Raw genomic sequence first — 8,312 nt, 5'->3', positions numbered from 1 at the left:
AAACGGAGGCACTCCCGCTGCCGCTATTCCAGCCCGGCCAGCTACGAAAACACCCACACATTCGCTACGCTGCCAGAAGCTGCTTAATCCAAATCCCGTGTCCACCATCCGGGGTCAAGGCCCGCTGCCCTTCGCGCGCGCCTGGTGAGAGGATCTTGGGCATGGGCCCTTTCCTGCTTCGTGCCGCACTGACCGGTTTCGCGCTATGGCTGGTCACAAAATTCGTCCATGGGATCACGTTCGTCGGCGGTGAGACGAAGCTGGAACGGGTCGGCATCATCTTCGTCGTCGCCGTCATCTTCGGTCTGGTCAACGCGTTCATCAAGCCGATCGTCCAGTTCTTGTCGATCCCGCTGTACATCCTGACCCTGGGGCTGTTCCATGTCGTCGTCAACGCGCTGATGTTGTGGATCACCGCCCGGATCACCGAGCACACCACACATTGGGGTTTGCAGATCGATCATTTCTGGTGGACGGCGATCTGGGCCGCGATCGTGTTGTCCATCGTGAGCTGGGTGCTGTCGCTGATCATCCGGGACGTCAGCCGGCGCTAGCGGCCCTGCCACCGCGGCGGACGCTTCTCGGCGAAGGCCCGCGGACCCTCCTTGGCGTCCTGGGTCTCGAAAATGCGGTCGCTGTGCCGGGTTTCGTTGTCGTACGCCGACGCGAGGTCGAGTGCCAGGCCCTCGACGGCCGACTGCTTCGTCGCGAACACCGCGAGCGGCGCGTTCGCCGCGATGCGCTCGGCGTAGTCGTACGCGGTCTCCATCAGCCGTTCCGGCGGGACGACGCGGTTGATCAGCCCCATCGCCAGCGCGCGCTGCGCGTCCACCATGTCGGCGGTCAGCAGCAACTCCATCGCCATCGGATAGGGCATCTGACGTGGCAACCGCACGGTGCTGCCGCCACCGGCGAAAAGGCCCCGCTTGGGTTCCATCACCGCGAATCGCGCGGCGGGCACGGCGACGCGGATGTCGGTGGAGCTCAACATTTCGAAGCCGCCCGCGACGCAAGTGCCGTTGACCGCGGCGATGATCGGCTTGTAGACGGGGAAGCGGTGCAGGACGGCGTGGATGGCGTCGTCCTTGTTCCACCCTTCGGGCTGCGGCAGGTCGCCGGTGAGTTCGGGGATGAACTTCTTGAGGTCGGCGCCGGTGCAAAAGTCTTGCGCGACACCGGTGATCACTGCGACCCAGGCGCCGGCGTCGTCACGGAACGCGGCCCACGCGCGGGCCAGGTCGCGGAAGTGTTCCATGTCCAGCGAGTTGCGGGTTTCGGGACGGTTGATCGTGATGGTGGCGATGTGGGCGTCCAACCTGTAGTCGATACTCACCGCGCCTCCCGCTGACCGGCCAGGCGGACCACGTCGCGCGCGCAACCCCACGACAAGGTCACGCCGTTGCCGCCGTGGCCGTAGTTGTGGATGCACCGGGCACGTCCCAGCGGCTCGGCCTGCACCCGCACCGAGGGGCGGTCGGGACGCAGCCCGGTGATGATCTCTATCACCTCGGCTTCGGCGAGCCGCGGCTCGATCTGGCGGCAGCGGTGCAGGATTCGTTCGGTCACGCCGGGGTCCGGGGTGGTGTCCCGGCGGTCGGGGATGCTGATGCCGCCGCACACGACGCGCTGTGGGTGGGGGAAGTAGCAGGTCCACTCCGGCCCGCCGTTGATTTCCAGAAACAGTTGCCGCAGACCGGGATTGGTGAGTACGACGTGCTGGCCGAACAACGGGCGCAGCGTGTCGTCGCCGGTCAGGGATTCGGCCCCCAGACCGGCGCAGTTGACTACGATCGGCGCGGCATCGGCGACCTCGGCCAGTGACCGCACCGGTTGCTCCTCGATTGCGCACCCGGCCGCGGCCACCCGCCGGGTCAGATAGTCGAGATAGTGCGGCATGTCGATCATCGGCAACGTGGCGCGAAATCCGTTGCGAAAGCCGCCCGGAAGCTCGGTGGGGTCGGCGGGGCGCAGGTCGGGGATCAACGCCGCGGCGGACGACATCGCCTCGGCCGCAGTCAGTTCACCGACCGCCATCGCGGGCGACAGTTGAACGCCCGAGTCGGCGTCGTCCGCGAGTTCGCGGAAGACCCGCAGGGAGTGCTCGGTCCAATCCAGCGTGCCGCTTGCGCGCTCCGCCGGCCGCGGCGGCAGCCATACCGCGCCCGCCACCTTCGAGGTCGTGTGCTGTGGCGTGGCGGCCGTCCAGACTCGCACCGACCAGCCGGCCTCGGCCAGGCACACGGCCGACGTCAGACCGCTTACACCGGCACCGACGACGAGAGCTTGTTGCGCACTGGCCACGGCCCGCGAGGACCGTCAGTTGTGGGGAGCGGGCGAGGGCGGCTGTTGCCCGCCCTGGCCGCCGCCGAGCAGGCCGTTGAGGAGGCCGAGCGTGCTCTGCACACCCGCCGGCGGTGTAGTCGGCGGCAGGGCGGCGTCCGGGGTCAGCTGCCACGGCTGACAACCCGAGGTCTTGAACGCCTTGTCGGTCGGGTCGATCTGCACAACCTGAGGCTTCTTGCTCATCGAATTGTCGATGATGTTGCCGTCCGGATTGGCCATCCGCTTCCAGTAGCAGGTGCCGTTGTCGAGGGGTCCGCCGGAGCTGTAGATGCCCGGCACGATGTCGGACCCGACGTTGTAGATGCCGTCCTTGTCGATGCTCGTCTTGGGTCCCGGTGCCGGCGAGGCGGCCGGTGAGGCCCCGGCAGACGGCGAAGGGGCGGCCGACGGTGCGGGCGCCGACGAGGCGGCGGGAGACGGCGCCGGTGACGCCGACGACGGTGGCGGTCCGGGTGCGGGACCCGTCGGGTCCGGGTCGGCCCCCGCGACGCCCACCGACACCGCCCAGCCCGCAACCATCAACCCCGCGACGGCCAGCCGTCCGGCCGTAAATACACCAGCCTCAAACCCCATAGCACGTCAGCGTACCGGGCTGAACAGCCGAATTCACGCAAAGCGGCATCCGCCGGCCGGCACCCCTGGATGCGTAACCCATGGTCACGGCGCCCAACGAACCCGTTAGGGGAGCCGCCGCACGTGGCCGGCGTAGCCGAGCGCGTGCTCGTACGTATCGAGGTTGTCCCGAGAAATCTTGGCGTGCACCGCGCGTTCGAGGAAGAACCGCAGCAGCGGGTTGTAGGCGTGATAGGTCTCGTGGAAGGTCAGCACCGTGGTGCCGTCGGGCTGCTCCTCAAGTCGGTGATAACCCTCGGCCCGGGACCACAGCGGCGCGCCGACGGCCACGTAGCGTGACAGCTTGTTGGTTTCGGCCTCGGTGACGGTCTCCCACGACCGCGCCCGGCCCCCCGACAGCAGGTACTTGGGCACCGGGTAGACGCAGGTGCGGACCAGGCCCTCGCCGGCTTCGTTGCCCTCGTTGAGGATCTCCATGCTGCCGGTGGGCCATTCGAGGACTCGGGGCCGCGGCGCGTTGGGCGGCGCGGGCGGATGCAGCACCCGCCACACCTTCGCCGGCGGTGCGTCGACGTGAAATCGCACAGTGTAGGACTGCATCAGCCGTCTCCCCAGCTATCCCAGAACGTCACGGTTTCCGCGGGCGGGCGCGTGGCCGGCCGGAAATCGGTGCCGATCGTGTAGGCCACCGGGAACAGCGCGGCCTGCGTCACCGTGTCCGGGATACCGAGCAATTGGGCCACTTCCCGTTCCTTGGCCAGATGCATGGTCGTCCACACCGATCCCAGCCCCCGCGACCGCAGGGCGAGCAGGAAACTCCAGCCCGCCGGGATGATCGACGCCCAGGCCGACGCGGCGGTCAGCAGAGTCGAGTTGTCGATGCGGTTCGCCAGGCACGGGATCACGTGCACGGGGACTTTGCCCAGCGTGTCGGTCAGGGTCAGCGCGCCGGCGTACACGCGCTGGGTCTGCGGATCCGACGCCTGCTTGGTCGCGTAAGCAAGGTATTCGGCGCCGATGCTGCGATAGATCTCGCCGATAGCGGCGCGCTTGCCGGCGTCGGTGATCACCAGCCAGCGCCAGTCCTGCGCGTTGCTCGCCGTGGGCGCCTGCATCGCCAGACGGATGCACTCGAGGATCACCTCGCGACCGACCGGCCGGTCCAAGTCGAGGCGCTTTCGCACCGACCGCGTCGTCGTCAGCAATTCGTCGACGGTCGCCAGGTCCATTCGGGTCCTTACTAGAGATCGATTGCGCAGGACTGGTCGACGCCCAGCACGCTCAACGAGCGTCCGAGGCCCAGAAATACCGCGACGCAGAGGGTGAGATCGAGGATCTCGGGGTCGGAGAACGACTCGCGCAGCCGCTCGAAGAAGGCGTCGTCCAGCGAGGCGTGGTCGGTGGCGAAGCGCTCGGCGTACTCGATGGCAAGCCGTTGGCGGGGCGTGTAGCCCGGGTAGCTGGCGTACGCCGCGACATTGTCGTAAAGCTCCGGCGTGACGCCGGCGTCCAGCACCGACTGGGCCCGAAAGCCCGAGCAGGCCACGCAGTCGTTGATCTGGGCGATGCGCATCCTGGCCAGCTCGCGCTCGTCTGCCGGCAGAACGCTCTGCTGGTATGCGCCGCGGATCATCCGCTCCACCATGTCGCCGAGTGGCGGCCGCAGCGTCCAGATCATGGCGGCTTCGCCGCCGGGGCCATCCGGCACGTTGAGACGGGCCATCGGCAACTCCTGCCCGGTGAGTTAATTACTGAGTCGAGCAAACCAGTTCACAACTCGGCTGTCCAGGGCGCGATCGCAGACCTGTAGACCCGGCAACGCGTTCGGGGTTACCGTCTCGACGTGCTGTTCATGCACGAGGTGCACAAGGTGCGCGGCCGCTGCGAAGACGATTTCGAGGCCGCGTTCCGGCAGGGCTGGATGCCCATGCTCGCCGCGGGTGACGACGCCCGGTTGCTCTGGTACGCCGACCACGCCCAGGGCAGCGGACCGTCCTACACCGTCGTGACCGTCACCGCCGTTCGGGACGGGGCGGCGTGGGAGCGCCTTGCGCTCCGGGTGCAACAGGGTGATTTGCAGGCGTGGATGCGCGAGCTGGACGACCTGCGCTACGACGTCGAGGCCAAACTGCTGGCGCCATTGCCGTGGGCGCCGCTGCAGGAAATCACGTGGCAGGAGGTGCCGGTCGACGGCCGGGAGCACGAACTCACCCTCTACATGGAAGACACCATGTGGCCCTATCCGGACAAGTTCGAGGAATACATCGCCCGCAGCGGCGACGTGTATGCCCAGAGCCTTCAGCGGCCGTCGTCAATGTTGGTGATCCAGGCGGCTTTTCAGCCCGCACTGGGCAGCCACCCGCACCGGGAGGTCGTCCTGATGCAGCGCATTCAGCGGCCCGACCAGCTGCTCGGGCTGCTCCAGACCCGGATCCCCGCCGAGTACCGCGCCCCGGGCACCTGGATGCACGACGCCCTCGACCTGCGCGACCAGTGGACCAGCCGGCTGCTGCGCACCTCCGCATGGTCGCCCTTCTACTGAGCCGCACACGATGACTATCGCAACGATGCTCGAGGCCGCCGCCAATGGCGATCCCGTCCGCGTTGCGCTCATCGTCAATGGGCACTCGATCGGCTACGGCGAGCTGGCGACCACCGTGGACCGGTGCGCCGCCGGCCTGGCCGAGCGCGGCGTAGCCGCCGGCCAACGTGTCGCCGTTGTCGACGGCGGGAGTGTGCTCTCGATCGCGACGGTGTTGGGGGCGGCCCGCATCGGTGCCGCGGCGGCGCTGATGAACCCCGCGCTGACCCCGCCCGAACTCCACAGGCTCTTGACGAGCGCGGGCTGTGCCGAGGTGGCCGTCGCGGGGGAGCCGTACGCCGAACGGGTCCGCGAGGCCGGTGCGCCGACGGTGGTCACGGGCAGCGATCTGCTGGAGGGCGCCGGCTCGCCAGCGTCGCCGTCCGGCGACGACGCTGACCGCGACGCCTTGGTCCTTTTCACCAGCGGGACAACGGGACTCCCGAAGGCCATCGGTATCGGTGGCCGGCAGCTGACAAAGCGGATCAAGGGGATGGCGGCACCGTTCCGGGCCGACGCCAGACCCTCGGTGGGGATGATGTGCGTCCCGTTCTTCCATGTCGGGGGTGCGCTGGGCACGCTCGGCAGTTTGTACTCGGGCAACACGTCGGTGGTGCAGCAGCGCTTTGACGCGGGCGAGTGGTTGCGCCTGGTGTCCGAGCATCGGGTGAGCACCACGTTCCTGGTTCCCGCGATGCTGCAGCGCATCCTCGACCATCCCGACTTCGCCGCCACCGACTTGTCGTCTCTGGTCGCGGTCGCCTACGGCGCCGCCGCCGCACCCATCAGTTTGGTGCGCCGGGCGATGGACGCCCTCCCACACGTGGCGTTCGCCAACGTATTCGGGCAGACCGAGACCCTCGGCGCCTACACGACGCTGCTGCCCGCCGATCACCGCGATCCGGCCCGCGCGGGATCGGTCGGCCGGCCGCTGCCCGGTGTCGACGTGCGAGTGGTGGACCCCGAGACGGGAGAGGATGTCGAGCCCGGAACGGTCGGCGAGTTGTGGGTGAACACCGTCCAGAACGTCACCGAAGGCTGGCTGCGCACCGGTGACCTCGCCCGCCAAGACCCCGACGGCTACCTCTTCCCGAGCGGACGGCTCAGCGACACCATCAACCGTGGCGGCGAGAAGTTCGGGCCGATCGAGGTGGAGGAAGCGCTTCGGTCCCACCCGGCGGTGCGCGACGTCGCGGTCGCCGGAATCCCCGACGACGAGCTCGGCCAGCGAGTGGGGGCGGCCGTGATGGCGTGCGCGCCAGTGACCCTAGAACAGCTGCGAGCGCACTGTCGCGAGTTGATCGCCCACTTCAAACTGCCCGAGCGGCTGGCGATCGTCGAGTACATCCCCTACAGCTCGACCGGCAAGGTGAACCGCCGCGAGCTCGCCGCGCTGATCGCCAAAGACGCTTGACGGCAAGGAGTTCGGCATGCTGTTCCTACACGAGACCCACAAAGTGGTCGGCGCCCGACAGGACGAATTCGAGGCCGCTTACCGCGAGGGCTGGATGCCGATGCTCGCCGCCGGCGACGACGCCCGGCTGCTCTGGTACACCAATCACGCCCACGGGTCCGGGCTGTCCTACAACGTGGTCACCATCACTGGCATCGTCGACGGCGCGGCCTGGGAACGACTTGCTCGCCGCGCGCAGAGCGGGGATCTCAACCCGTTGATGCGCAAGCTGGACAACCTGCGCCACGAAGTGACCGGCAAGCTGCTGCTGCCGGTCGATTGGTCGCCGCTGCAGACGGTCGACCTAGCGACGGTGCCCACCGACGGCGCGACCCACCCCCTTAGCCTGTTCATGGAAGACACCGGCTGGCCCGACGCCGCGCTCGATGACTACATCCGGATGTGGGACGAGATCTATTACCGGCTGCTGTCCAAAGCCCCAAAAGAGATGCGGATCCTCGATATCCAAGCGTGCTTTCAGGTCGCCCACGGCAGTTACCGCCGACGAGAAGCGATGCTGTGGCAGAAAATTGAGAACTTCAACAACTATGCGGCGCTCGTCCACCTGCTGACAACCGAGACTGCGCCCGAGCACCGGAAGCCCGGCAGCTATATGGTCGAGGCGCTGAAATACCGCGACCAGTGGGAAAGCCGCCTGCTGCGCACGTCGGACTGGTCACCGCTGTACTGAATCTTTGTTGAGGATTCGCGCCGCGTCGCGGACCATGTCGTGCACGATGTCAGCGGCCGGCCGGACATCGTCAATGAGCCCCACCCCTTCCCCGACGAGAATGGCGGCGGTGTCGAAATCCTCAGCTGCGACGGCTTTTTCGTAGTCGGCCACCGCGTCGGGCAGCGACGCGGCCAGCGCATCCTCGTTGCCGTGCCAGGTGTCGAGGAAGGCGTTGCCGAGCGCCCGCGCGTTGTATCCGGCCGGCCAATCCAGCCGCCGCACAAGGTCATAGGCGCGCGTGCGAACGGTATCGTCGCCGCCGGCCGTCAGCGCTCGCTCGTGCGCGCGGGGGGACACCAACGCCTCCGGCGACGCCCAGAACCTGGTGCCGACAAGCGCGCCGTCGGCGCCGAGCGCCAGCGCGGCGGCCAGGCCGCGCCCGTCGGTCACCCCGCCCGCGGCCAGCACGAGCGTGTCCGGTGCGCGGTCGGCGGCGAGGTCGACGACATCGGGCACCAGCGTGAAGGTGGACCGGACGATCATGCCGTGGCCACCGGCCTCCCCACTGTGCTTCCCCTGAGATCGTGGAGGGTTTCTTAAGCCGCTTCCGGCTTCTGACTGTTTTCCCTGATCTCGTAGTTGACGGGCGACAGTCCGTCTGCGGCGCTGTGTCGACGCTGATGGTTGTA

General features: G+C 68.0%; 10 protein-coding genes and 1 pseudogene. 4 read left to right on the top strand and 7 right to left on the bottom strand.

The window, feature by feature from the left end:
• Positions 1-161 precede the first annotated feature (161 nt).
• Entirely contained in the window at positions 162-554 is a 393-nt protein-coding gene (locus H7J89_RS20765) for a phage holin family protein (protein ID WP_264046186.1), read from the top strand.
• Here H7J89_RS20765 and H7J89_RS20760 read toward each other — a convergent pair.
• From H7J89_RS20760 to H7J89_RS20735, 6 genes are all read right to left on the bottom strand, one after another.
• Positions 551-1,333, bottom strand: a complete 783-nt coding sequence (locus H7J89_RS20760) for an enoyl-CoA hydratase/isomerase family protein (RefSeq protein ID WP_264046185.1) — start codon at positions 1,331-1,333, stop codon at positions 551-553. The two genes, H7J89_RS20765 and H7J89_RS20760, sit on opposite strands and share 4 nt — an antisense overlap.
• Positions 1,330-2,301, bottom strand: coding sequence for an FAD-dependent oxidoreductase (locus tag H7J89_RS20755; RefSeq protein ID WP_264046182.1), 972 nt, complete (start codon positions 2,299-2,301; stop codon positions 1,330-1,332). Before H7J89_RS20755 ends, H7J89_RS20760 begins: the two co-directional genes overlap by 4 nt.
• A 15-nt stretch (positions 2,302-2,316) precedes the next feature.
• Positions 2,317-2,916, bottom strand: a complete 600-nt coding sequence (locus H7J89_RS20750; RefSeq protein ID WP_264046179.1) for an Rv1352/Rv1906c domain-containing protein — start codon at positions 2,914-2,916, stop codon at positions 2,317-2,319.
• 105 nt (positions 2,917-3,021) lie between these two features.
• Positions 3,022-3,516: an SRPBCC family protein gene (locus H7J89_RS20745; protein WP_264046177.1), complete on the bottom strand. Its 495-nt coding sequence runs from the start codon at positions 3,514-3,516 to the stop codon at positions 3,022-3,024.
• Positions 3,516-4,145, bottom strand: a complete 630-nt coding sequence (locus H7J89_RS20740; RefSeq protein WP_264046175.1) for a nitroreductase family protein — start codon at positions 4,143-4,145, stop codon at positions 3,516-3,518. The genes H7J89_RS20745 and H7J89_RS20740 overlap by 1 nt, the downstream gene beginning before the upstream one ends.
• An 11-nt stretch (positions 4,146-4,156) precedes the next feature.
• Positions 4,157-4,639, bottom strand: a complete 483-nt coding sequence (locus H7J89_RS20735; RefSeq protein WP_264046174.1) for a carboxymuconolactone decarboxylase family protein — start codon at positions 4,637-4,639, stop codon at positions 4,157-4,159.
• A 129-nt stretch (positions 4,640-4,768) separates the two neighbouring features.
• Between H7J89_RS20735 and H7J89_RS20730 the strand changes: the two genes are divergently transcribed.
• From H7J89_RS20730 to H7J89_RS20720, 3 genes are read left to right on the top strand one after another with little or no spacing between them, the layout of a single operon-like run.
• Entirely contained in the window at positions 4,769-5,458 is a 690-nt protein-coding gene (locus H7J89_RS20730) for a hypothetical protein (protein WP_264046188.1), read from the top strand.
• 10 nt (positions 5,459-5,468) lie between these two features.
• Positions 5,469-6,911, top strand: a complete 1,443-nt coding sequence (locus H7J89_RS20725) for a class I adenylate-forming enzyme family protein (RefSeq protein ID WP_264046171.1) — start codon at positions 5,469-5,471, stop codon at positions 6,909-6,911.
• A 16-nt stretch (positions 6,912-6,927) separates the two neighbouring features.
• Positions 6,928-7,641 carry a hypothetical protein gene (locus H7J89_RS20720; RefSeq protein WP_264046169.1) on the top strand — a complete coding sequence of 238 codons (714 nt, stop codon included), beginning with the start codon at positions 6,928-6,930 and terminating at the stop codon, positions 7,639-7,641.
• Here H7J89_RS20720 and H7J89_RS20715 read toward each other — a convergent pair.
• A pseudogene (locus tag H7J89_RS20715) lies at positions 7,627-8,184 on the bottom strand (NAD(P)H-dependent flavin oxidoreductase); the annotation flags it as partial. The gene H7J89_RS20720 and the pseudogene H7J89_RS20715 overlap by 15 nt on opposite strands.
• Between the last annotated feature and the right edge of the window lie 128 nt (positions 8,185-8,312).

Source organism: Mycobacterium paraffinicum, assembly GCF_025822865.1.
GTDB lineage: Bacteria > Actinomycetota > Actinomycetes > Mycobacteriales > Mycobacteriaceae > Mycobacterium > Mycobacterium paraffinicum.
The sequence above is the reverse complement of the archived record's forward strand: the minus strand, read 5'-3'. Positions and strand labels throughout refer to the sequence as shown.